General features: G+C 67.3%; 22 protein-coding genes. 8 read left to right on the top strand and 14 right to left on the bottom strand.

From position 1 onward, the window contains the following. Positions 1 to 133 precede the first annotated feature (133 nt). From scpB to OCUBac02_RS12165, 7 genes are all read right to left on the bottom strand, one after another. Complete coding sequence (scpB, locus tag OCUBac02_RS12195; protein ID WP_244639206.1) at positions 134 to 820, bottom strand: SMC-Scp complex subunit ScpB; 687 nt, start codon at positions 818 to 820, stop codon at positions 134 to 136. Positions 821 to 825: 5 nt separating this feature from the next. Further along, a complete protein-coding gene (locus OCUBac02_RS12190) occupies positions 826 to 1656 on the bottom strand; it encodes a segregation and condensation protein A (RefSeq protein ID WP_173045893.1) in 831 nt (276 codons plus the stop codon). 190 nt (positions 1657 to 1846) lie between these two features. Next, positions 1847 to 2857 carry a beta-N-acetylhexosaminidase gene (nagZ, locus tag OCUBac02_RS12185; RefSeq protein ID WP_173045891.1) on the bottom strand — a complete coding sequence of 337 codons (1011 nt, stop codon included), beginning with the start codon at positions 2855 to 2857 and terminating at the stop codon, positions 1847 to 1849. A gap of 235 nt (positions 2858 to 3092) precedes the next feature. Next, on the bottom strand, positions 3093 to 4187 hold the full coding sequence (locus tag OCUBac02_RS12180) for a TRAP transporter substrate-binding protein (protein WP_047582820.1): 1095 nt from the start codon (positions 4185 to 4187) through the stop codon (positions 3093 to 3095). A gap of 227 nt (positions 4188 to 4414) precedes the next feature. Next, entirely contained in the window at positions 4415 to 5992 is a 1578-nt protein-coding gene (locus OCUBac02_RS12175) for an SPOR domain-containing protein (protein WP_173045889.1), read from the bottom strand. 102 nt (positions 5993 to 6094) lie between these two features. Next, positions 6095 to 7861, bottom strand: a complete 1767-nt coding sequence (gene argS, locus OCUBac02_RS12170) for an arginine--tRNA ligase (RefSeq protein WP_173049529.1) — start codon at positions 7859 to 7861, stop codon at positions 6095 to 6097. A gap of 213 nt (positions 7862 to 8074) precedes the next feature. Beyond that, positions 8075 to 9328 carry a deoxyguanosinetriphosphate triphosphohydrolase gene (locus tag OCUBac02_RS12165; protein WP_173045887.1) on the bottom strand — a complete coding sequence of 418 codons (1254 nt, stop codon included), beginning with the start codon at positions 9326 to 9328 and terminating at the stop codon, positions 8075 to 8077. An 86-nt stretch (positions 9329 to 9414) separates the two neighbouring features. Here OCUBac02_RS12165 and OCUBac02_RS12160 point away from each other — a divergent pair, with 86 nt between their 5' ends. Next, on the top strand, positions 9415 to 9765 hold the full coding sequence (locus OCUBac02_RS12160; RefSeq protein WP_047579323.1) for a HesB/IscA family protein: 351 nt from the start codon (positions 9415 to 9417) through the stop codon (positions 9763 to 9765). A gap of 37 nt (positions 9766 to 9802) precedes the next feature. Here OCUBac02_RS12160 and OCUBac02_RS12155 read toward each other — a convergent pair whose 3' ends face one another. Together OCUBac02_RS12155 and OCUBac02_RS12150 are read right to left on the bottom strand one after the other, a co-directional pair. Continuing rightward, the gene (locus tag OCUBac02_RS12155) at positions 9803 to 10756 is read right to left on the bottom strand and encodes an HD-GYP domain-containing protein (protein ID WP_173045885.1); all 954 of its coding nucleotides are present in this window, start codon (positions 10754 to 10756) and stop codon (positions 9803 to 9805) included. Between the two features lie 315 nt (positions 10757 to 11071). Then, positions 11072 to 11689 (bottom strand): cold-shock protein, encoded by a 618-nt coding sequence (locus tag OCUBac02_RS12150; RefSeq protein WP_173045884.1) that lies wholly within the window; start codon positions 11687 to 11689, stop codon positions 11072 to 11074. A 201-nt stretch (positions 11690 to 11890) separates the two neighbouring features. On the opposite strand from OCUBac02_RS12150, the gene OCUBac02_RS12145 reads away from it, so the two are divergent. Further along, complete coding sequence (locus OCUBac02_RS12145; protein ID WP_173045882.1) at positions 11891 to 12520, top strand: LysE family translocator; 630 nt, start codon at positions 11891 to 11893, stop codon at positions 12518 to 12520. On the opposite strand, the gene OCUBac02_RS12140 is transcribed toward OCUBac02_RS12145, so the two are convergent. Continuing rightward, entirely contained in the window at positions 12517 to 13272 is a 756-nt protein-coding gene (locus OCUBac02_RS12140) for an SIR2 family NAD-dependent protein deacylase (protein ID WP_173045880.1), read from the bottom strand. The genes OCUBac02_RS12145 and OCUBac02_RS12140 overlap by 4 nt on opposite strands. A gap of 106 nt (positions 13273 to 13378) precedes the next feature. On the opposite strand from OCUBac02_RS12140, the gene OCUBac02_RS12135 reads away from it, so the two are divergent. After that, positions 13379 to 14563, top strand: a complete 1185-nt coding sequence (locus OCUBac02_RS12135) for an aminotransferase (protein ID WP_173045878.1) — start codon at positions 13379 to 13381, stop codon at positions 14561 to 14563. 133 nt (positions 14564 to 14696) lie between these two features. Here the strand turns inward: OCUBac02_RS12135 and OCUBac02_RS12130 are convergent, their stop codons facing one another. Continuing rightward, entirely contained in the window at positions 14697 to 15089 is a 393-nt protein-coding gene (locus OCUBac02_RS12130) for a hypothetical protein (protein WP_173045876.1), read from the bottom strand. 194 nt (positions 15090 to 15283) lie between these two features. Then, positions 15284 to 16813 carry a UxaA family hydrolase gene (locus tag OCUBac02_RS12125; RefSeq protein ID WP_047576079.1) on the bottom strand — a complete coding sequence of 510 codons (1530 nt, stop codon included), beginning with the start codon at positions 16811 to 16813 and terminating at the stop codon, positions 15284 to 15286. Between the two features lie 51 nt (positions 16814 to 16864). On the opposite strand from OCUBac02_RS12125, the gene OCUBac02_RS27335 reads away from it, so the two are divergent. Continuing rightward, on the top strand, positions 16865 to 17329 hold the full coding sequence (locus OCUBac02_RS27335) for a DUF1330 domain-containing protein (protein ID WP_244638893.1): 465 nt from the start codon (positions 16865 to 16867) through the stop codon (positions 17327 to 17329). A 60-nt stretch (positions 17330 to 17389) separates the two neighbouring features. Here the strand turns inward: OCUBac02_RS27335 and OCUBac02_RS12115 are convergent, their stop codons facing one another. Continuing rightward, the gene (locus OCUBac02_RS12115; RefSeq protein ID WP_173045874.1) at positions 17390 to 17680 is read right to left on the bottom strand and encodes a hypothetical protein; all 291 of its coding nucleotides are present in this window, start codon (positions 17678 to 17680) and stop codon (positions 17390 to 17392) included. 157 nt (positions 17681 to 17837) lie between these two features. Here OCUBac02_RS12115 and OCUBac02_RS12110 point away from each other — a divergent pair, with 157 nt between their 5' ends. From OCUBac02_RS12110 to OCUBac02_RS12095, 4 genes are all read left to right on the top strand, one after another. Next, positions 17838 to 18542 (top strand): L,D-transpeptidase, encoded by a 705-nt coding sequence (locus OCUBac02_RS12110; protein WP_173045872.1) that lies wholly within the window; start codon positions 17838 to 17840, stop codon positions 18540 to 18542. Positions 18543 to 18630: 88 nt separating this feature from the next. Further along, the gene (locus tag OCUBac02_RS12105) at positions 18631 to 18945 is read left to right on the top strand and encodes a hypothetical protein (RefSeq protein ID WP_173042963.1); all 315 of its coding nucleotides are present in this window, start codon (positions 18631 to 18633) and stop codon (positions 18943 to 18945) included. A 177-nt stretch (positions 18946 to 19122) separates the two neighbouring features. Then, entirely contained in the window at positions 19123 to 19821 is a 699-nt protein-coding gene (locus OCUBac02_RS12100) for a L,D-transpeptidase (protein ID WP_173045870.1), read from the top strand. Positions 19822 to 20010: 189 nt separating this feature from the next. After that, positions 20011 to 20472: a GNAT family N-acetyltransferase gene (locus OCUBac02_RS12095; protein ID WP_173045868.1), complete on the top strand. Its 462-nt coding sequence runs from the start codon at positions 20011 to 20013 to the stop codon at positions 20470 to 20472. 100 nt (positions 20473 to 20572) lie between these two features. Here the strand turns inward: OCUBac02_RS12095 and OCUBac02_RS12090 are convergent, their stop codons facing one another. After that, entirely contained in the window at positions 20573 to 20920 is a 348-nt protein-coding gene (locus OCUBac02_RS12090) for a phasin family protein (protein ID WP_047580864.1), read from the bottom strand. Between the last annotated feature and the right edge of the window lie 186 nt (positions 20921 to 21106).

Below are 21106 nucleotides of genomic sequence, written 5' to 3'. Positions count from 1 at the left end.
TCCTTCAGCCCTCATCCTGAGGAGCCGCGTAGCGGCGTCTCGAAGGATGGTCCAGCGCGCTCTGAAACATCCTTCGAGACGCAAGCTGCGCTTGCTCCTCAGGATGAGGGCTGAGCAGGCGACACAAGCCGCCTCACCCCTGCGACCCGCCTTCGCCGTCGTCAAGCGGGCTGAACAGGTCGCCGAGCGGGTCCTCGTCGTCGCGCAAGGACGGATCGTCGTCGGGAACCGGCACGGCGAGGTCGCGCGTCAGGCGCCCCTCGATGAAGCCCGTCCCCTTCAATTCCTCCAGCCCCGGCAGGTCGTCGATGCGATCGAGCCCGAAATGGTCGAGGAAGCCCGGCGTCGTGCCATAGGTGATCGGCCGCCCCGGCGAGCGCCGCCGCCCGCGCAGGCGGACCCAGCCCGCCTCCAGCAGGATGTCGAGCGTGCCCTTGGCGGTGGCGACGCCGCGTATCTCCTCGATCTCGGCCCGCGTTACCGGCTGATGATAGGCGATGATCGACAGCACCTCGAGCGCGGCCCGCGACAGCCGGCGCGGCGGCTCCGCCTCGGCCGCGAGCAGGTAGCCGAGATCGGGCGCCGTGCGAAAGGCCCAGCCGCCGGCGACCTGGCGCAGATTGACCCCGCGCAAGGCATAGCTCTCGACCAGCCGAGCCAGCACCTGCTCGATCGCGATGCCGGCGGGAATGGCGCGGCCGAGCGCCTCCGCCGTCAGCGGCACGGCCGAAGCGAAGAGCAGCGCCTCGACGACGCGCAGCGCCTGCGAAAAGGCTTCGGCCCCGCCATCGGCCTCGACATCCTCGGGTCCAGCCGCCATGCCGGTCATGAGGCATCCCTGGCGGCGAAGGGCAAGCTTTCCGGCCGGGCCGAGCGGCGGCGGACCTGGATCGGCGCGAAGGCCTCCTCCTGCCTGAGGTCGAGCACCCCTTCCCGCACCATCTCCAGCATGGCCGAAAGCGCGGAGGCCTGTACCGTCGCCCGCATCTCCCGCGCCGGCAGGCCATGCGACGCCATGTACTGCGTGAGATAGCCGTCGAGCTCCGTCCAGTCGCCGGCCTCGCCGACCAGCCGCTGCAAGGCCACGCGCGCCTCGACCAGCGACCAGACGACACGATGGCCGACCGAGATATGGCCCTGCACCCGCTTCTGCCGCTGCTGGGCGTAGGCTGCGAGCAGATCGTAGAGCTCGGCCTGCCAGACCGGCCGGGCGCCGGCCACGACCTCCTCCGGCGCACCGCGGGCGAACACGTCCTGCCCCAGCCGCTCGCGCGCCGACAGCCGGTTGGCGGCGGCCCGGATCGCTTCCAGCCGGCGCAGGCGCAAGGCCAGCGCGGTCGCGAGATCGGCCGCGCTCGGCTCCTCGCCCTTGGGCGGCTCCGGCAGCAGCAGGCGCGATTTGAGATAGGCGAGCCAGGCCGCCATCACGAGATAGTCCGCGGCAAGTTCCAGCCGCAGCGCCCGCGCCTCCTCGACGAAGGCGAGATACTGCTCGGCCAACGCCAGGATCGAGATGCGGTGCAGGTCGACCTTCTGACGGCGCGCGAGATCAAGCAGCAGGTCGAGCGGCCCTTCATAGCCGTCGACATCGACGACGAGCGAAGGCTCGCCCGCGCGCTCGGCGCGGTCTTCCTCGAATGGCAATTCGGCCGTCATGTTGGCCTGGACCTCGTTTCAATCGAGCCCTGATCTCAGCCCTCATCCTGAGGAGCCGCGTCAGCGGCGTCTCGAAGGATGTTCCAGGAAGCTCCTAAACCATCTGGAGCATCCTTTGAGACGCAAGCCTGTGGCTGCTCCTCAGGATGAGGGCTGAGAATGCGGATTGGCCCGAAACAGATTCAGCCGTTCAGGCCTGCAACGCAAGCGCAGCCGCCACTTCGGCGCGGGCGGCCTCCGGATCGACCGGCTCCGGCTCGTGCCTGATGCGTCCGAGCGCTGCGTTGGCGCGGCGCGCGCGCGCGCCGGTCATCTCCGGCACGGCGCCTGCGACCGCGATCATCTCGTCCATGATGCCGTGGCAATGCAGGATCACATCGACGCCGGCGCGGATCGCGGCGCGCGACTTCGCCTCGAACGAACCGGACAGTGCCTTCATCGAGATGTCGTCGGTCATGATCAGCCCGTCGAAGCCGAGTTCGCCGCGCATGATCTCGCGCACGATCTTGCGGGAGATCGTCGCCGGATTCTTGGCGTCGAGCGCGGTGAAGACGAGATGCGCTGTCATCGCCAGCGGCATGTCGGCGAGATGCCGGAACGGCCGGAAATCATGCGCCCGGAGTTCGTCCAGCGAGGCATCGACGATCGGCAGGTCGTGATGGCTGTCGGCGCGTGCGCGGCCATGGCCGGGCATGTGCTTGACGACCGGCAGCACGCCGCCGGCGATCAGCCCCTCGGCCGCCGCCCGGCCGAGCCGCGCCACCTGGTCGGGATCATGGGCATAGGCGCGGTCGCCGATCACGTCGTGGCTGCCGGCCACCGGCACGTCGAGCACCGGCAGGCAGTCGACATCGATACCGACTTGTTTCAGGTCATGCGCCATCAGCCGGGCCGAGAGCCGGATGATCTCGCGCTGGCGGATGGGGTCGTTGATCGCGAGGAAGGCGCGCGCCGACGGGTATTTCGGCCAGTTCGGCGGCCCCATGCGCTGGACCCGCCCGCCTTCCTGATCGATGAGGATCGGCGCGTGCCAGCCGACGGTCTCGCGCATCTGGGCGGTCAGCGCCGCGACTTGCTCGGGCGACTGCGTGTTGCGCTTGAAGACGATGAAACCCCAGGGCCTGGCATCACGGAAAAAGGCCCGCTCGTCAGCAGTGAGGCTCGTGCCGAGGCAGCCGGCGATGAAGGCGCGCGATGTCATGACATCGGGTTACGACATCGCCCCGAAAAGGCAAATGCGGTTTTCGGACTAGGCTGGCGTGGGAAGGCAATGGGAAGGCACCGTCATCGCCTCACCCTCGACGTCATCACGGACAAGCCGCCTTCGGCGGCGCCGATCCGGGATCCGTGCCGGAGCGCTTCCCGCATGGTTCAGGCATGGATCCCGGGTCTCCCTACGGTCGCCCGGGATGACAGGGCTTGGCGGGAAAAGTCCCTCACTTCACCTGCTGATAGGCCTGCGCGTTGAACGCGTCGAAGGGCAGTTCGGCGATGCGGAACCAGAGCTGCTCCTTCTTCCAGTACGGCAGGAAGGAATCGTAGAAGGTCTTGAAATGGGCGTTGCTGGCGGCGAGCTCGCCATACATCGCGAAGGCCTCCTTGAATGCAGCCGTCATCACCTCCTGCGGGAATGGCCGCAGCTCGGCGCCGGTGCCGGCGAGGCGAATCAGCGCGTCCGGATTGTTGTGGTCGTACTTGGCCAGGCAGTTCATGTTGGCCTCGGCGCAGGCGGCCTCGACGATCGCCTTGTAGGAGGCCGGCAATTCGTTCCACTTGTCCTGGTTGGCGAGGAAGCTGACATTGGCGTTCCCCTCCCAGAAACCGGGATAGTAGTAGTACTTGGCGACCTTCACGAAGCCGAGCTTCTCGTCGTCATAGGGACCGGAGAACTCGACCGCATCGAGCGTGCCGCGCTCCAGCGCCGGGTAGATGTCGCCGCCGCCGATGGTCTGCGGCACGACGCCGAGGCGCGCCATGATGCGCCCGCCAAGGCCGGCGATTCGGAACTTCAGGCCTTTCAGGTCCTCGAGCGACTTGATCTCCTTGCGGAACCAGCCGCCCATCTGCGCGCCGGTATTGCCCGAGGGGATGGTGTGGATGTTGTAGCCCTTCATGAAGGCGCGGCAGAGCTCGAGCCCGCCACCCTGATAGAGCCAGGCATTCTGCTGGCGGGCATTGAAGCCGAAGGGCAGCGAGGTCTCGAAGGCGAAGGCAGGATCCTTGCCGATATAGAAGCTCGACAGGGTATGGCTGCACTCCACGGTGCCGTTCTGCACGGCGTCCAGTGCCTGCAGCGCCGGCACGATCTCGCCCGGCGCGAAGACCTGGATCTGGAAATTATTGTCCGTCGCCTCAGCCACGCGCTTCGCGACATGGGTCGAGATGCCGAACAGCGTGTCGAGGCTCTTCGGGTAGCTGGAGGTCAGGCGCCAGTTGATCTTGGGCTGTGACTGCGCGATGGCGGGCGCGGCGATGACGGCGCTTCCGGCCGCTCCGGCACCGGCGGCCTTGACGAAACTGCGGCGATCCATGGGTTACCTCCAGAAGGCCCGGGTGCTTTGCCCGGAGCAAGTTGCTGCCTTTCGCGCGCAACGCGGCAAAGGCCCGCGGGCGAGAACTCCCGCGATTCGGGCGGCAGGCTACAGCCGGGCGTCGAGCAGCGGAACCTCGGGCATCTCGCAGGCCCATGCGCTGGCATCATACGAAAACGGCGGCCCCGAGGAGCCGCCGTTCCGCAAACCGGTGATGCTTGGAAGGATCAGTTCTTCGCGATGAAGCACTGTCCGCCGGCGGCCTGGAGCTGCGAGCACATCGAGGTCGCATCCTCGCGGGAATAGGGTCCGACGCGCAGGCGGAAGACCGTCTTGCCGCCGGCAAGCTCCGTCTTGCGGACGATCGGCGACTGGCCGGTGAGGAGCTGGGGATATTTGCGCTGGAGCGCCGCGAAGGTGGCGCGGGCCTCGGCATCGCTGCCGGGCGCCCCGAGCTGCACCACGAAATCGCCGGTGCCGGCACGCAGGGCGCCGGTCGCCGGGGCGGGCGGCACCGCGGCAGGGGCCGGAGCGGCGCTGGCGAGACGCGTCGGCGCAGCCGGTGTGGTGGCGGCGGGCGGCGTCGTGGCGCGCTCCTGGACCTTGGGCGCGGCAGCCACGACCGGGGCCGGGCGCTGCGTGGCGGGATTCGTCGCCTGGCCGGCGAGCGACCGGCTCGGCGCGGAGCCGGTGGCGAACGGCTGGTAGCTGTCGACAACGACGGGATTTTGCGCCGGCGTGCCGTCCGGGCGGATCGAGACGGTGCGGACCTTGCGCGGCTCGCCCAGGCCGGGAACCGGCGGCATCGGCTGCAGTGCCGGCTCCGGCGGGATGATGCTGCGCTCGGGCGTGGTGGGGGCGGCGGCGAGCGCGTTGCCCGCGCCCGAGATCGGCCCCGGCATGACCACGCGCGGCGGCATCGAGCGGGCGGCCTGCTGCACGTCGACCGGCTGCTCCTCGTTGTTCACGACCTTGCTCTGCGCCGGCGGAGCGTCAGGGTTGCGCTCGTAGATCTGCTTGTTCTGATTGGGGATCTCGGTCCCGCCGGGATTGACCGGCTCGACCTTGACCGGGCCGGCATCGGCCGTGATCAGCGGCGGCTGGCCGTCTTTCGTCGCCGGGCCGCCTCGCAGCGTGAACGCGGCGCCGACGCCGATCAGGCCGACGGCGATCACCGCGGCGGCGGCCCAGAGCCCCTTGCGCGAGCGGCGCGGCTCCAGATCGGGCAGGTCGTCCTCGCTGTAATCCGGCATCGGCGCGCCCTGCTGGGCATGACCGTAGTCATAGGCCGGCTCTTCCGGCGCATAGGCGGCCGGAGCCTGGCGATATTGCGCGCCCTCGTCGAGATCGCGCGGCGGGGCTGCGCCCTGGATCGCGGCCGGACGGGAATAGGGCAGCGGCTCCGGCAGCTCGAAATCGGGTTCGAAATCCTGCCGGGGCGCCTGCGGCGGGGCCGGCACCGGCGCGGGAGCTTCCGCACGGCGCGGCTCGGTGCGGCGCAGCAGCGCCTCGAACTCGTCGAGGGCTCCGCGCATCTCCGCCGGCGGCTGGCTCATTTCCGAAACGGCCGGCGCGGGCTGAGGCGGCACGACCTCGAAGCTCGGCTCCTGGCGCATCGCCGGGCGCGGCGGCTGGCGCCGCTCGGCGAAGATATCCTTGAGCGGATCGTCCTGCCCGACGATGCGGGTCAGTTCCGCAAGCGGATCGGCCTGCTGCCCCGGGCGAGGCGCCTGCCCTGCCCCGCGCAGCTGACGCTCGAGATCCTCGAGATCGAGCGCGAAACGATTCCTAGCTGGCTCACTCATGGTACGATCCATTCCAGCACAAGCCGCCTCTCCCTATGGAAGAACCGGGAACTCTGTGCGGTCAACCTGACCTTGTGCGCACCGTCGGAAAAGCCTTTTCCGTCAGCGCATCTCTTCCGGCGCCGCAACTCCGGCGACAGCCAGACCGGAAGCAAGGACGCTGCGCACCGCGTGCACGAACGCCAATCTCGCCAAGGTCGACTTTCGATCAGTTTGATTAACGAACCGTAATTGCGGCGAGTCTTTGCCCTTGTTCCAGAGCGAGTGGAAGGCGCTTGCCAGCTCATGCACGAAGAAGGCGACGCGATGCGGCTCATGAGCTGCGGCAGCAGCCTCGATGATTCGCGGATAGGACGCGATCATCTTGACGATACCGGTTTCGGCCTCGTCTGTCAGGATCGAGAGATCGGCCCCGGCCAGCGCCGGCGTCGACAGATCGAGATCGGGGAAGGCCTCGCGCGCCTGCCTGAAGATCGAGGCGCAGCGCGCATGCGCGTACTGGACGTAGAAGACCGGGTTGTCCTTCGACTGCTCGACCACCTTGCCGAGGTCGAAATCCAGCGTCGCGTCGTTCTTGCGGAAGATCATCATGAAGCGCACCGCATCACGGCCGACTTCGTCGATCACCTCGCGCAGCGTCACGAAATCGCCGGAGCGCTTGGACATCCGCACCTGCTCGCCATTGCGCAGCAGGCGCACGAGCTGGCAGAGCTTGACGTCGAGCGAGCCCTGGCCGTTCGTCACCGCCTTCACCGCCGCCTGCATGCGCTTGACATAGCCGCCATGGTCGGCGCCCCAGACGTCGATCATCTCGGGGAAGCCGCGCATGAACTTGGAGCGGTGATAAGCGATGTCGTTGGCGAAATAGGTGTAGCTGCCATCCGACTTCAGCAGCGGCCGGTCGACATCGTCGCCGAACCTGGTGGCGCGGAACAGCGTCTGCTCGCGGTCCTCCCAGTCCTCGTCCTTCTGGCCCTTCGGCGGCGGCAGGCGGCCCTCATAGACGAGGTCGCGCGCCCGCAGGTCCTCGATGGTTTGGTGCACCGCGTTGGAATTGCCGTCCCGGCCCTGCAGCGAGCGCTCTGAGAAGAAGAGTTCGTGGACGACGCCGAGCGCGGCGAGATCGTCACGGATCATCGCCATCATGCCGTCGATCGCCGCCTGCCGGACGAGCGGGAGCCAGTCCCACTCGGCCTTGCCGCGCAGGGCGTCGCCATACTGTTCGGCCAGCGCCTTGCCGACCGAGACCAGATAGTCGCCGGGATAAAGCCCCTCGGGGATCGCGCCGATATCCTCGCCCAGCGCCTCGCGATAGCGCAGGAAGGCGGAACGGGCGAGCACATCGACCTGCGCGCCGGCATCGTTGATGTAGTATTCGCGGGTGACGTCATGGCCGGCGAAGGCGAGCAGGCTCGCCAGCGCATCGCCGAACACCGCGCCGCGGCCATGGCCGACATGCATCGGCCCGGTCGGGTTGGCCGAGACATACTCGACATTGACCCGGGGCTCGGGCTTCGGCGCGCCGCGCCCGTAATCCAGCCCCGCCTCGATCGCGGCCTTCAGCACTGCCGTGAACACGGCCGGCTGCAGCGTCAGGTTGATGAAGCCGGGGCCGGCGATCTCCGCCTTGCTGATCTCCGGGTCCTTGGACAGTTCCTCGACCAGCAGCGCGGCAAGCGCGCGCGGGTTGGTGCCGGCATCCTTGGCGAGCACCATCGCGGCATTGGTGGCGAGATCGCCATGGGCCGGGTCCTTGGTCGGCTCGACCACGACGCGCGCGAGATTGAGGCCGGCCGGGAGCGCGCCTCGCTCGGCCAGGCCTGAGAGCGCGGCATGAAGACGGGCGGAATAGATCTCGAACAGGTTCATCGTGGTCACATCTTGCTCGCTGAAAGCCTTCGAGCCCTCATCCTGAGGAGCGGGCCGCAGGCACGCGTCTCGAAGGATGCTCCAGTTGTTTCCGGAACCTCCTGGAGCATCCTTCGAGACGCCGCTTCGCGGCTCCTCAGGATAAGGGCTTCTCTTCAGGGTCGGGTATCCGACATCCAATAGAATAGATGTTAGACAAACGGCCGCCCGGCCCTATCGCAGCGAGGGGGTGGCGTCAAACAGGCGGCGGTGTTCGTCGAGCGCGTACCAGTCCGTCATCCCCGCGATATAGTCGGCGATACGCCGGGCGCGGCGGTGTTCGTCGAGCGGATCGCAGCCCGCCGCCCACTCCTCGGGCATCGTCGCCGGATCGGCACTGAAGCGCTGGAACAGCTCGCGCACCACCTGCGCCGCATCGGCCCGGATCGGCGCGATCCGCGGATGTCGGTACATGTTCGGATAGAGGAAGCCTTTGATGTCGCGGTCGGCCGCCTCGATCACGGGCGAGAAGGCGATGACGGGAGCATCCGCACGCCGGATCGCATCCGCATCGGCTGGCATCAAGCTCGTGAGACGCCGCTGCGATTCCGCGATCACATCCTCGACGAAGCGCGTGATAACCCGCCGCACCAGCTCGTTGGTGGCGCGCGCCCGCTCCAGCCCCGGATGGAGCCGCTCGATCTCGTCGAGCAGTTCGGCGAGGAAGGGCACGGCACGCAGCTCGGCATGGCCGAACAGCCCGGCCCGCAGGCCGTCGTCGATGTCGTGCGCGTTGTAGGCGATGTCGTCGGCCAAAGCCGCCGCCTGTGCCTCGGCCGAGGCATAGCTGTCGAGCCAGAGGTCCTGACGTTCCTGATACTCGACGATCGCGACCGGGATACCACTCTTGGCATAGCGCGCCGTCGGCCGGCCCTCGTGGTCGAGCAGCGGGCCGTTATGCTTGACGAGCCCCTCCAGCGTCTCCCAGCTCAGGTTGAGCCCGTCGAAATCGGCATAGCGCCGCTCCAGCCGGGTCACGATCCGGAGCGTCTGGGCATTGTGGTCGAAGCCGCCGAACCCGGCCATGCATTCTTCCAGCGCGTCCTCGCCGGTATGGCCGAAGGGCGTGTGGCCGAGGTCATGCGCCAGCGCCAGGGCCTCGGCCAGGTCCTCGTCGAGACCGAGCGCGCGCGCTAGCGCACGGGCGATCTGCGCCACCTCGATCGTATGGGTCAGCCGCGTCCGGTAATGGTCGCCCTCATGCGAGACGAAGACCTGCGTCTTGTGCTTCAGCCTGCGGAAGGCGGTCGAATGGATGATGCGGTCGCGGTCGCGCTGGAACTCGCCGCGCGTTGCCGAGGCCGGCTCCGCCACGAGGCGCCCCCGGCTCGTCGTCGAGCGGCAGGCATAGCGCGCGCGCCAGCGCTCTCCCGGCTCTGTGCCGGGCGCGAAGGAAAAGCCGGAAGGCGGGTTCTGTGGATGCGGCATGGCTGCCCCGTCACGCGCCCGAGCTTGTAGAGGCGCTGCCGGGCCATTACCTTTCCGGGCAACCAGGGTGCAAGGAGCATCTGACCATGTCGACCGATCTTGCGGTCAACCCGCGCGGCATCGCGGTGACCGCGAATGCCGCCAAACGGATCATCTCGGTGATGGCCAAGGAGCCGCCGGGCTCGATGCTGCGCGTCAGCGTGGCCGGCGGCGGCTGCTCCGGCTTCCAGTACATCTTCGACATCGACCGGGAGAAGGCCGCGGACGATCTCGTCATCGAGCGCGACGGCGCCACCGTCCTGATCGATGAGACCTCGCTCGACCTGCTCGAAGGCTGCACGATCGATTTCGTCGACGACCTTATCGGCCAGTCCTTCCGCATCACCAACCCGAACGCGACCAGTTCCTGCGGCTGCGGGACGTCCTTCGCCGTCTGACGCTCAGGCGAGCGAGCCGGAGTTCCCGCCCGCCCTCTCAGGCGACTTGGCCTGCCGCGCGTTTCAGTACCGGCCTGCCGTATTGGCCGAGTCGCATGATCGCGGCATCGAGCACGACCTCGCCGAAGACCCGGACGAGATCGCGGTCCAGCTTGCCGCCCATCGCGACGAGCGCCGCATAGGCCTCGCCGGGCGGTAGCGGCGGCTTGTAGCTGCGCCGCTCGATGAGGGCGGCATAAACGTCGCAGATCGTGATGATCCTGACGGGATCGGGGATGTCGCTACCGCTGAGCCCCTGCGGATAGCCCGAGCCGTCGAGATATTCGTGATGCGAGAGCACCGCGGCCAGAACCGCCGGCGCGAAACCGCCCTGCGCGACCAGCATGTCGTGGCCGATCCCCGGATGCCGGCGCATGACCTCACGCTCGGCCGCTGACAGCCCTGTGGGCTTGCGCAGGATATCCAGCGGAATCCGGGCCTTGCCGATATCGTGCAGGACGGCCGCCTCGGCGATCAGGCGCCGGTCGGCCTCGCGGAACCCGAGCCGCTGGGCGAAGGCCGCGGCCAGTCCCGAGACGAGCAGGCAATGCTGATAGGTGGCATCGTCATGCCGCCACACCATGTCGAGCCAGGCATTGAGGTCGCCGCCATCGGCCGCGCGGTTGAGGGCCGTGACGCTGTCTTCGATCGCCCGCACCGGCAATCCGGCGCCGGCCTCCGCGGCTCCCATCAGATCGGACAGCGCCGCCGAGGCAGCGACGAAGCGGCGCCCGAGCGCGGCCGCGCTGTCAGATTGGTCTGGCGGAGCCAGCAGCAACCCGATCCTCTCGAGCAGCACGACCGCCGGAACATCCGCCGGCAGGATATCGGTCGCTCCGAGCGCATTGGCCTGGATCTGGCAGCGGCTCGACATGTCGCGGAGCAGAAAAATGCGACGCGAGATCGAGAACCCCAGCGTCGCCAGCGCGGCACGCGCGGTCTCGATGCTCAAACGCTCGGAGAGATCGAGATCGACGACGAGAAGCGGATCGCCCTCCGGCGGGGCAACCAGGCCATCGCCAGGCGATAAAGCCGTGCACGGACCCCAGACCGAGAGAATCCGTTGCAGCGCCGGGCGGCGATCGTCGCGATCACTGAGCAGAAGAACGATGACGCGGCCTCCGGAGAAGCCGACATCTCAAAGCCGCGCCGATTGATGAACCGTAAACCCGGTCGCCGAGACTTAAGCCTATCGCGAAAAAAGGCAGGAAAAGGATCGCTCGGCCGAAGACCGAAATGCGGCGGCTGCCTCGGCCCCTTGTCCACCTCAGTGCGCCGCGGTCGCGGCCACGTCCTGTTCCAGATGGATTTCCGCCGCCATCAGCCCCTTCGGCCCGGGTCCATAGCGCACCAGCACCGTCTGCCCCGGCACCAGCTCGACGAGGCCGTAGCGGCGCAGCGTCTCCATATGCACGAAGATGTCGGGCGCGCCCTCTCCCTTCGAGACGAAGCCGAAGCCACGCAGGCGGTTGAACCACTTCACCACCATGCGCTCCAGCCCGCTCGTCGGCGTGATCGCGACATTGGTGCGCGCCATCGGCATTTCGGACGGGTGGCGGCCGGAGGTCGTGTCGATCGAAAGCACGCGCACCGCCTGGCGGCCCCGGGCCTTCTCGACGGCTTCGAGCACGATGCGAGCCCCTTCGGCTATCGTGTTGAATCCATCGCGCTTCAGGATCGTGACATGCAGCAGGACGTCGGCGCCGCCCGCCTCCGGCACGACGAAGCCGTAGCCCTTGGAAACATCGAACCACTTCACGTAGCCGGCGATCTCCACCGGCACTTCCGACGCGTGATTGCCTGATCCATCGAGCCGCACGACTCGATTGAGTGACTGGATGGGACCCATCGGTGGCCGCCCGCTCTCACCGAATTCGTCGGACATGTGCCGCTCACCCCCACGCGCAACGCTTGATTCGCGTTGTCACGATACCATTGCTGCCGATTCAGGATACAGCCCCGAAAAATTCGTCCACATCATCCGTCAGCCCCGACAGCAGCACAGACCGGGCCATCGGCGGACGCGCTACGGGCATCGCAAGCGACGTGGCACGATGATGGAACGCCACGTCAGCCGGATTCGCCCATGCTCGACCTGTCCACGCTCGCGCTGTTCACCGCCGCGGCGGCGGTCCTCACGGCCACGCCCGGCCCCGACATGCTGCTGATCGCCTCGCGCAGCCTGAGCCAGGGGCGGGTGGCGGGCCTCCTCACCTATGCCGGCATTGCGATCGGCAGCTATCTCCAGGCCTTCGCGGCGGCATTCGGCCTGTCCCAGCTCTTTATCCTCGTGCCCGCGGCCTATGACCTGCTGCGCTGGGCCGGCGCCGCCTATCTCGCCTATCTCGCCTGGACGACCTTGCGCACGCGGGCCCCGCTCTTCGCGCCCGGCCGCCTCGCGGCCATCCCCTTGCGCCGCATCTTCCTGCAGGGGCTCTGGACCAACCTGCTCAACCCGAAGATGGCGCTGTTCATGCTGGCGCTGCTGCCGCAGTTCCTGAAGCCGCAACTGGGCTCGATCGCGCTTCAGGTCATCGTCCTCGCGACGATCCTGAACGTCATGGGCCTGCTGGCGAACGGCATCGTCATCCTCGCGGCGAGCCGCATCGGTCAGGCTCTCGCGAACCGGCCGGCGCTGGCGCGTCTACCGCAGCGTCTGCTGGGCGCGGTCTTCGGCGGTCTCGCGATCAGGCTCGCGCTCGCCTCGCGCGACTAACGCAGCAACGCGCCCAGCACCGCCCCGCTTTCGGCACGGATGACGAGGTCGGCGATCGGGTCGAGCTCGGTGGGCTCGCGGTTGAGGATGACGAGCTTCGCCCCCTGCCGCTTGGCGATCACCGGCAGGGTCGCGGCCGGAAAGACCACCAGCGACGAGCCGACGACGAGGAACAAGTCGCACTCCAGCGCCAGGAGCTGCGCCCGCTTCATCGCCTCCTGCGGCATCGCCTGCCCGAAGGAGATCGTCGCCGATTTCACCGGGCCGCCACAGACCGTGCAGGCCGGCGGCTCGCCCGTCGCCTCGAAGACCGGGCGGATCGCCGCCAGTTCATGCCGCCAGCCGCAGGTCAGGCAGGTCGCATAGGTGCCGTTGCCATGCAGTTCGATCACCTTGTCCTCGGACACGCCGGAGGCCTGGTGCAGGCCGTCGATGTTCTGGGTGACGATGGCCGGCGAACGCCCCTCCGCCACCAGCCGGGCGAGCGCGCGATGGCCGCTATTGGGCGCCGCCTCGCGATAATGGTCGTCCATCGTGAACTTGCGGCGCCAGGCCTCGATCCGGACCTCGCGGCTCTGGACGAAGGCGTCGTAGGGAATCGGCTTGTTGACCATCCAGGGCGAGCCCGGCGTGCGGAAATCCGGCACGCCCGATTCCGTCGAGATGCCGGCGCCGGTGAAGCTGACGATGCTGTCCGCCTCGTCGAGCAGTTCCTGCAATGCGGCGATGGCATCCTCGGTCTCGTCCTGCATGAACCCGTCCGTTCGCTGGATTGGAAACGCTCCAGATATGGCGCGCGCTTGCGACGCTTCCAAGGCGATTGACGCAAAGCCACGCACGCCGCAAACCAGTGAGACCATGCCGACGACCGCCACCGCCTCGCTCAATCCCGATCTCATCGACACCGGCACGCCGCCGATCCCGGAGGCGCAGGGCTGGGCACGCGCCTATGGCGGCGCCCGCGGCCCGCTGATCGACCTTTCGCAGGCGGTTCCCGGCGCCCCGCCTCCGACAGCTCTGTTAGAGAAACTGGCGACGGCCGCGGCCGAGCCCGGCAGCACGCGCTATGGCGGCATCACCGGCGACGCGACCTTGCGCGAGGCCTATGCGGCCGACATTTCGCGCATCTACGGCACGGTCTTCAAGCCGGCCGAGGTCGCTATCACCTCAGGCTGCAACCAGGCCTATGTCGTGACGATGATGGCGCTGGCGCGGGCGGGCGACAACGTGCTGCTGCCGACGCCCTGGTATTTCAACCACGAGATGACGCTGACCATGCTCGGCGTCGAGGCCCGGCCGCTACCCTGCGCGCCGGAAGCCGGCTTCGTGCCGGATGTCGCGACGGCCGAGCCACTGATCGACGACCGCACCCGCGCCATCGTCCTCGTCACTCCCAACAACCCGACCGGCTCGGTCTATCCACCTGAGACCATCGCGGCCTTTTCCGCGCTCTGCGCAAGGCGCGGCATCTGGCTGGTGCTGGACGAGACTTATCGCGATTTCCTGCCTGGGGACGTTGTCAGGCCGCATGAAGTCTTCGCGACAACAAGCTGGCAGGATTCGGTGATCGGCCTCTACAGCTTCTCGAAAGCCTATGCGATTCCGGGCTGGCGCCTCGGCGCGATCACCGCCGGCGAACCGGCGCTCGCCCAGATCGGCAAGGTGCTCGACTGCGTCCAGATCAGCCCGGTCCGGGCCGGTCAGGCGGCGGTGACCTGGGGCATCGACGGCATTCGCGACTGGCGCGAGCGCAACCGCGCCGAGATCAACGCCCGCGCCGATCTCTTCCGCAAGGCGATGGCGCCGCTCAACGGCTGGCGCGTGCTCTCGGCCGGCGCCTATTTCGCCTATGTCGCCCATCCGTTCGCGGGCGTGAAGGCGGCCGAAGTCGCGCGCCGCCTGGTCGAGGATTGTGGCGTGCTCGCCCTGCCCGGTCCCTATTTCGGTCCCGGCCAGGAAAGCCACCTGCGCATCGCCATCGCCAATGTCGCGGCCGACAGGATCGAAGGCTTGCGCGAGCGGCTGACGGGTTTTGCGATCTGACCGACTGCTGACCACGCCGTCATGCTCGCTCTTGTGGCGAGCATCGACGTCTTGAACACGCTCCTCGACTGTTGAAGACGTGGATGGTCGGGACAAGCCCGACCATGACGGGAAAGCTCTGGCGACGCCGGCCTTACCGGAACATCTCCGCGTAACGGTCGCGATAGGCCCAGACCAGCATCGAGCCGAGCACGACGAGGATGACCGCAACCGGCAGGCCCTGCGGGTTGATCGTCGCGTGGAACAGCACGATCACCGCCATCACGGGCGCGATCAGCGCGAGGCCGAAGGCCGGCACGACGTTCGAGATCAGGCTCAGCGCGCCGGTCAGGTTGATCGCCTTGATGAAGGGCCAGATGAAGCCTGAATCCTGCAGGGCGGTCTCGAAGACGACGCCGCGCGGGCTGATCGGCGGATGGATCAGGTTTACGCCGGTGGCGAGCCACCAGAAGCCGTCCACGGCGCTGATCAGGAAGATCACCCCGAGCAGGACGCGCGGGATGGTGACGAGGAAGAAGGTCTTCATGGAGATCCGAGCCGACGAGAGGGAGGGCTCCGGCCGGGCCGGAGCCATCCTTGGTCGCCTCGGCCGCGCGGCAGGTTCAACCCGCGCGGCAGAAAATCGCGGACGGCCCTTCCGGAGACGCGATCAAACTTCGAGTCGCGCCCTTGTCATTCCGGGGCGCGCCGCAGGCGCGAACCCGGAAGGACAGGGCCTTTTCACATCGTCGCGCCGATCTGCCAGGGCACGTATTCGGCGTCGCCATAGCCGAGCTGCTCGGACTTGCTCCGCTCGCCCGAGGCGATCTTCAGGAGCGTCTCGAAGATCTCGCGGCCCTTCTGCTCCAGCGAGACGCCGTCGAGCACGTCGCCGCAATTGATGTCCATGTCGTCGATCATCTTCTCGTAGATCGGCGTGTTGGTCGCGAGCTTGACCGAAGGCGTCGGCTTGCAGCCATAGGCCGAGCCGCGCCCCGTCGTGAAGGCGAGGATGTTCGAGCCGCCGGCCACCTGCCCGGTCGCCGCGACGGGATCGTAGCCGGGCGTGTCCATGTAGACGAAGCCCTTCGCCTTCACCGGCTCGGCATAATGATAGACCGCCGAGAGCGTCTTGGTGCCGCCCTTGGCCGCCGCACCCAGCGACTTCTCCAGGATGGTGGTGAGCCCGCCCGCCTTGTTCCCCGGCGAGGGATTGTTGTTCATGCTCATCCGGGCGCGCTCGGTATAGTCCTCCCACCACTTGATGATGCCAACGAGCTTCTCGCCGACCTCGCGGGTGGCGGCACGGCGCGTCAGCAGATGCTCGGCGCCGTAGATTTCGGGCGTCTCCGAGAGGATCGCGGTGCCGCCATGCTCAACGAGGATGTCAACGGCCGCGCCCAGTGCCGGATTGGCGGTGATACCGGAATAGCCGTCCGAGCCGCCGCATTGCAGGGCCAGCATCAGCTCGGAGGCCGGCACCGTCTCGCGCACCGCCCGGTTGGCGATCGGCAGCATCACTTTCAGCGCCTCGATGCCGGCGGCGACCGCCTTCTTCGTGCCTCCGGTCTCCTGGATCGTCAGCGTCCGGAAGACGTCGCTTTCGGTGACGCCATAGGCCTCCTTCATGCGGCTGATCTGGAAGCCCTCGCAGCCCAGGCCGACGACCAGCACCGCCGCCATGTTCGGGTTGCAGGCATAGCCCCAGGTGGTGCGCTTCAGCACCTCGAAGCTCTCGCCGTTATAGTCGATGCCGCAGCCCGTGCCGTGGGTCAGCGCGATCACGCCGTCGACATTGGGATAATCCGCGAGCAGGCCCGAGCGCTTGACCTCCTCGGCCATGAAACGCGCGGCCGAGGCCGAGCAGTTCACCGAGGTCAGGATGCCCACGTAATTGCGCGTGCCGGCCTTACCATTGGCGCGGCGGAAGCCCTCGAAGGTCGCCTGCCGCTCGACCGGCAGCACGAATTCGGGCTTGGCCTCCTGCGCGAAGGCATAGTCGCGGTCGAAGGCGTGGAAGCCGGTATTGTGCTCGTGCACCCAGTCGCCCGGCACGATATCGCTGGCCGCGAAGCCGATGATCTGGCCGAACTTGCGGATCGGCTGATCCTTGGCGATCGGCGCGATCGCCATCTTGTGCCCGCGCGGGATGCGCTTCAGCGCCTCGACCCCGGCCGCGGTCACGCCGAGATCGACGGGATCGACCGCGACGACGACATTGTCGGCGGCGTTGAGCTTGAGCGTGCGGGGCGGCGCGGACTTGTCGAGCATGGCGGAAACCGGAACCTCTCGGCGCCGCGGCGTCGGCGCACACCCCTAGAGATGCGCCCAACCGACGTTGTTTTCAATCGGTTCAAATCGGGAAGCGACCATGCATCGGCTTCGGCCGCGATCTGCATTAGCCCACCTCGCGGCTTGAAGCAGATGCCGTTACGCTGGATGCGACGCGGCAAGGCATGCTGCGACATGATGATTGTCGCAACAGCGGAGGCGAAGATGGCAAAGGCGTACTGGGTGGCAGCGTATCGTTCGGTCAGCGATCCGAACGCCCTGGCGGAGTATGCCAAGCTGAGCGGTCCTGCCATCATGGCGGCGGGCGGTCGAATCCTGGCGCGTGGGACGCCGGCTCACCTCTATGAGGCCGGCCTGCAACAGCGGACGGTCGTGATCGAGTTCGATTCCGTCGAGCAAGCCAAGGCCGCGCATGACAGCGCCGCCTATCAGGAAGCGCTCAAGGCGCTCGGCAGCGCAGCAGAGCGCGATATTCGCATCATCGAAGGCGTATGATCGCGTAGGCAGAGGCACAGGCATTGCCGCGCTCGGATGCTTCGGCGCGGCGATGCGCGTTCAGCGTCGGGACTTCGCATCCCGGCGAGCAATCTCTCTTGCGACATCCAGCCATAACTTCGTGGCATCCGCGTCGTCGCGCCGGCGAGCGAGCTGGACGACATTCTGGGCAATGTCGAAAGCGCCAGAGCCGCAACGTTCGATCAGGGTCGCTGCCTCCCGCTTGACGAGCTGGCGCCGCTCCATGCCCGCTGCCAGGGCATCGGACGTCACCAGCTCGATCAGGTCGAACGCAAATCGGTAGAGGGAGAACATCGGAAGGCAATCGTTGGGGATGTCCATCTTGGACATGCCGTTGCCGCTTCGGCAAGGTCCGCAGAGGACGCAAGGTGCCACGAGCCGGTCCATCGTACCGAGGTACCGGGGTCGGGCAGCCCAAACCACCGGTTCACGCAACAGTAACCATCCAAGCCGATGTATCTCCTCGGACCTTCCCGAGAGATACCCGATGCTGACCCGCCGCTCGTTTACCTTTCCCGCCCTCTCCGTCGCGGCAGCGGGCCTGGCCGGATGCGGCTCGCGCAGCATCGTCGCCTTGCCTGAGATCGGCCAGGGCCCGCGAGGGCTCTCGACCCGCACGCTCGCCCGGCCGAACTATGCCGAGGTCTATGCAGACTATCCCGGCGAGCGCTTTCCGATCCAGGCGATCGACTACCAGCGCATCGACGCCCGCTATCTCAGGCAGACCGTCGAGTTTCCGCGCGACGAGAAGCCGGGCTCGATCGTCGTCGACCCCGCCGGCTATCACCTCTATTTCGTCGAATCCCCGCGCGTCGCGACGCGCTATGGCGTCGGCGTGGGGCGCGAGGGCTTCGGCTGGTCGGGCGCGGCCCGGATCAACATGAAGCGCGACTGGGCCGACTGGGTGCCGCCGCCGGAGATGATCGCGCGCGACCCGGCGATCAGGGCCCAGCTCGAGCAGACCCCGCGCGGGCTCGGCGTGCGCGGAGGCTCGAAAAGCCCGCTCGGCGCCCGCACCCTCTATCTCTTCGGCGAGGGACGCGACCTCGGCTACCGCATCCACGGCACCTTCGAGCCCTATACGGTCGGCACCAATGTCTCATCGGGCTGCATCCGCATGATCAACCAGGACATCGCCCATCTCTACGCGCGTGTCTCGCTCGGCACGCCCGTAACCGTGCTGCCCGTGTGAACGCCGGCAAGATGAACGCCAGCCGACCGATCGGTTCAGGTTCTGTTGAACCTTCTTGTGGTTTCATGCGCATCGAAAGGAGTTTGCCATGCGCAAGCTGTTGATTTTAGCCGGGATTGCAGTCGGGAGCGCGCTGGCCGCGCCCGCCATCGCCTCAGAGGCCCTGCCGAGGGATCTGGCCGCGCGGCTCGACAAGGCGCCGGCCGAGTATTCCTGGTCGGCTGCCGCCGAGCGGCGCCACATGATCATGGAAGAGACCATGCGGCAGCAGCGCCATGGCCGCGGCGGCTACGGCCCGCGCGGCTACGGCCCGCCGCGCGGCTATGGCTACGGTCCCGGCCCGGGCTGGGGTCCGCCGCCACCGCGCTATTATCCGCCTCCGCCGCCTCCCGGCTGGTGGTGACCCCAGGAGCGACGGGCAACCGTCGCTCTTTTCATGCGTCTGGCCCTGCCTCGCCAGAAAGCGAAGTTCGACTTGCCAGCCCGGCCCTATGGCGGCAATCTCCGCCCGGCTATGAATTCCACGATTGTAGGCCGGCACGGTTCCCCCCCGGCAGTAGCACATGGGACATCCCCGATCATGATCATCGATGCTAGGAATGGCGGCGCCGGCGCGAAGGCTTCGCTGGAACGCCGGCCCGGCCTTGTCGACCGCCGTTCGTTTCTGGTCGGCTCGGCCGTCGGCCTCGGCGCGCTCGGGCTCGGCGGCTGCGCCGGCGACGGCATGAGCCTCGCCGAGGCCCAGCAGATGTACGGGCCGGTGCCGGACAAGAAATTCGCGATTCCCGCAGCGGACGTCACCAAGGTCGACCGGAAATACTGGCGCCGCACCGTCCGCTACGAGAGCAAGGAAGAGCCCGGCACGATCATCGTCGATCCCGCCAACTACTATGTCTATCGCATCGAGGGCGACGGCAACGCCACCCGCTACGGCGCCAATGTCGGTCGCGACGGCTTCCGCTGGAGCGGCGACGCCTATGTCGGACGCAAGTCCGAATGGGCGACCTGGACCCCGCCGCCGGAAATGATCAAGCGCCAGCCCGAAGCGGCGAAATATGCCCGCGGCATGCCCGGTGGGCTCGACAATCCGCTCGGCGCCCGCACGCTGCATCTCTACCAGAACGGCAAGTACACGCTCTACACGATCTATGCCTCGAGCGACGAGGAATCGATCGGCTCCGGCATCACCAGCGGCTGCGTCGGCCTGCTCAGCCAGGACATGATCGATCTCTACGACCAGACGCCGGTCAAGACGAAGGTCGTCGTCCTGCCGGCCTGAGCCACGCGCCAGCCGTGCGGTCTGATCCAAACCCCGGCCCTCGGCCGGGGTTTTTCATGAGCGGCGGGATGGTCTGGAGCATCGGACTGAATACCGCATTCAGCCCGATGCTCCAGACCTTCGATTTTGCGTCGGCTTCGTCCGAAAGCCGCGTTTCACTTTTCGGGCCGATGCTCTATCCCTGCCGGCATGACCGCGCTCGTCATTCGCGGAGCAGAGCAGGCCGACCTGCCCGCGCTTCAGAACCTCTATCGCCATCTCCTCCCGGAGGATGAGCGCTGCCCGGATGACAGGGCCGCGGCGATTCTGGAAAGCCTGCGGCGGTTCGAAGGCAGCGCCGTCCTGATCGGCCTCCTCGGCACCGATCTGGTCGCAAGCTGCACATTGGTCGTCATCCCGAACCTGACGCGGGGCGGCACACCCTATGCGCTGATCGAGAACGTCGTCACCGATTCCGGCCATCGCAATCGCGGGCTGGGGAAAGCGATCCTGAAGGCTGCGCTCGACCGCGCCTGGGCGGCCGCATGCTACAAGGCGATGCTGATGACGGGCTCGAAGAAGCCGTCGACGCTCGCCTTCTACGAAGCTGCCGGTTTCGAACAGTCCAAGACCGGCTTTCAGGCCAGGCGGCTCCCGATCCGCGCCGAATGATGCGACGCCCACCCAATGAAAAACCCCGGCCTCACGGCCGGGGTTCGCAAACGCAACTGAACTCACCTGGCTTAGGCGGCCTGTCGGCCGCCTGCCGGGATCACGCCTTCGGGGCGGTCGGGACGGCCTTGGCAACGATGCCTTCGAACGGCTTGTAGGCGTCCTTGGCGAGAGCGGTGTAAAGCTCGCCCATCTTGGTGAGCTGGGCGACGGCGCCCTCGAACGAGGTCTTGATGAAATCGGCCTGGATCTCCAGGGCCTTGTCGAAGGTCTTCACGCCAGCGAGCTTCTCGAGCGTGGCGGTGCCGGCTTCGAAGGACTTCTTGGCATAGTCGGTGGTCTCGACGGCGATCGCCTGCACGCCCTTCGAGGTGGTGCCGAAAGCCTTCAGGGCGGCGTCGACGTTCTCTTTGGAAGCCTTCTGCATGGTCTCGAACTGCTGCATCATGGGTCGTCTCCTGGCACCGCAGTGCCTCATGGGATTTGATGGGCCTGGCTGGCCGGAATGCCGCCCCAAGGTCGTGTGAATCGAGATCACCACCGGGGACTGCCTGCATATTGTGCATTGCAACATGAATGTCAAGAGGACGCTGCATTGCACCAAACGCAGATCGTTCCATTGGCAACCGTTCAA

This window comes from Bosea sp. ANAM02 (assembly GCF_011764485.1).
Classification (GTDB): Bacteria; Pseudomonadota; Alphaproteobacteria; order Rhizobiales; family Beijerinckiaceae; genus Allobosea.
The sequence above is the reverse complement of the archived record's forward strand: the minus strand, read 5'-3'. Positions and strand labels throughout refer to the sequence as shown.

Bases quoted from the DNA above. Each gene is read 5' to 3' on its own strand.
- OCUBac02_RS12100 (WP_173045870.1), top strand. From the start codon at position 19,123: ATGATCATCGATGCTAGGAATGGCGGCGCCGGCGCGAAGGCTTCGCTG.
- OCUBac02_RS12165 (WP_173045887.1), bottom strand. From the start codon at position 9,328: ATGCCGCATCCACAGAACCCGCCTTCCGGCTTTTCCTTCGCGCCCGGC.
- OCUBac02_RS12095 (WP_173045868.1), top strand. From the start codon at position 20,011: ATGACCGCGCTCGTCATTCGCGGAGCAGAGCAGGCCGACCTGCCCGCG.
- scpB (WP_244639206.1), bottom strand. From the start codon at position 820: ATGGCGGCTGGACCCGAGGATGTCGAGGCCGATGGCGGGGCCGAAGCC.
- OCUBac02_RS12110 (WP_173045872.1), top strand. From the start codon at position 17,838: ATGCTGACCCGCCGCTCGTTTACCTTTCCCGCCCTCTCCGTCGCGGCA.
- OCUBac02_RS12125 (WP_047576079.1), bottom strand. From the start codon at position 16,813: ATGCTCGACAAGTCCGCGCCGCCCCGCACGCTCAAGCTCAACGCCGCC.
- argS (WP_173049529.1), bottom strand. From the start codon at position 7,861: ATGAACCTGTTCGAGATCTATTCCGCCCGTCTTCATGCCGCGCTCTCA.
- OCUBac02_RS12115 (WP_173045874.1), bottom strand. From the start codon at position 17,680: ATGTCCAAGATGGACATCCCCAACGATTGCCTTCCGATGTTCTCCCTC.
- OCUBac02_RS12150 (WP_173045884.1), bottom strand. From the start codon at position 11,689: ATGTCCGACGAATTCGGTGAGAGCGGGCGGCCACCGATGGGTCCCATC.
- OCUBac02_RS12135 (WP_173045878.1), top strand. From the start codon at position 13,379: ATGCCGACGACCGCCACCGCCTCGCTCAATCCCGATCTCATCGACACC.
- OCUBac02_RS12180 (WP_047582820.1), bottom strand. From the start codon at position 4,187: ATGGATCGCCGCAGTTTCGTCAAGGCCGCCGGTGCCGGAGCGGCCGGA.
- OCUBac02_RS12105 (WP_173042963.1), top strand. From the start codon at position 18,631: ATGCGCAAGCTGTTGATTTTAGCCGGGATTGCAGTCGGGAGCGCGCTG.
- OCUBac02_RS12190 (WP_173045893.1), bottom strand. From the start codon at position 1,656: ATGACGGCCGAATTGCCATTCGAGGAAGACCGCGCCGAGCGCGCGGGC.
- nagZ (WP_173045891.1), bottom strand. From the start codon at position 2,857: ATGACATCGCGCGCCTTCATCGCCGGCTGCCTCGGCACGAGCCTCACT.
- OCUBac02_RS27335 (WP_244638893.1), top strand. From the start codon at position 16,865: ATGCGCCCAACCGACGTTGTTTTCAATCGGTTCAAATCGGGAAGCGAC.
- OCUBac02_RS12145 (WP_173045882.1), top strand. From the start codon at position 11,891: ATGCTCGACCTGTCCACGCTCGCGCTGTTCACCGCCGCGGCGGCGGTC.
- OCUBac02_RS12140 (WP_173045880.1), bottom strand. From the start codon at position 13,272: ATGCAGGACGAGACCGAGGATGCCATCGCCGCATTGCAGGAACTGCTC.
- OCUBac02_RS12130 (WP_173045876.1), bottom strand. From the start codon at position 15,089: ATGAAGACCTTCTTCCTCGTCACCATCCCGCGCGTCCTGCTCGGGGTG.
- OCUBac02_RS12160 (WP_047579323.1), top strand. From the start codon at position 9,415: ATGTCGACCGATCTTGCGGTCAACCCGCGCGGCATCGCGGTGACCGCG.
- OCUBac02_RS12175 (WP_173045889.1), bottom strand. From the start codon at position 5,992: ATGAGTGAGCCAGCTAGGAATCGTTTCGCGCTCGATCTCGAGGATCTC.
- OCUBac02_RS12090 (WP_047580864.1), bottom strand. From the start codon at position 20,920: ATGATGCAGCAGTTCGAGACCATGCAGAAGGCTTCCAAAGAGAACGTC.